The sequence below is a fragment of the Bartonella sp. AA83SXKL genome, assembly GCF_042196965.1.
GTDB lineage: Bacteria > Pseudomonadota > Alphaproteobacteria > Rhizobiales > Rhizobiaceae > Bartonella.
This window is the reverse complement of sequence record NZ_JBHIRG010000344.1, coordinates 1-542: the sequence shown is the minus strand read 5'-3', so window position 1 is coordinate 542 and position 542 is coordinate 1. Positions and strand designations below refer to the sequence as shown.

Below are 542 nucleotides of genomic sequence, written 5' to 3'. Positions count from 1 at the left end.
CAAATGTTTCTATAAACAAGGAATATTTGTTAGCTTTTTCTATTGTTGTTTTCACTGATAATATCAGACTTCTGTTTGCCTCCACCGCAATGCCAGACAATCCACTCTTTGCAATATTCATTATTGTCATAGGGCCAATTGATGGCAAATCAACGCGATGATCTTGTTGTGGTTTTGCACATTTAACAAGAACACCACCTTTAGGTGGAATTTGTCCTCTTTCTCGCATTTCACAAACTCGCCATAGCATATTATCAGTTCCCTCTGCTCCCTCAACCGCAATCACCCTTCCATTGATAACAACTGCTGCTTGCCCTATATCTAGACGACCTAAAAGCTTTGCTGCTTCTGCTGCTAACAAAATATCTTTTTTCTCTTTTCGCGTAGCTCGCCGCAATGTTAAATCAAATTCTCTTGGAGCTAAAAGATTTGGGACTATCTCATGAGCACCAATAATACAAAAACCATGCGCTTCAATAATCCGTACAAAGGCTTTTAATAATACATCATCCCCTCCCTTCAAAGCTCCAATTAACTTAGGA

The 542-nt window shown here is 39.1% G+C and carries 1 protein-coding gene; it reads right to left on the bottom strand.

Features of this window, described 5'->3' with window-relative positions:
* On the bottom strand, nt 1-542 hold a 542-nt coding region (locus ACFINO_RS11540), incomplete at both ends, for an LpxI family protein (protein WP_375655990.1).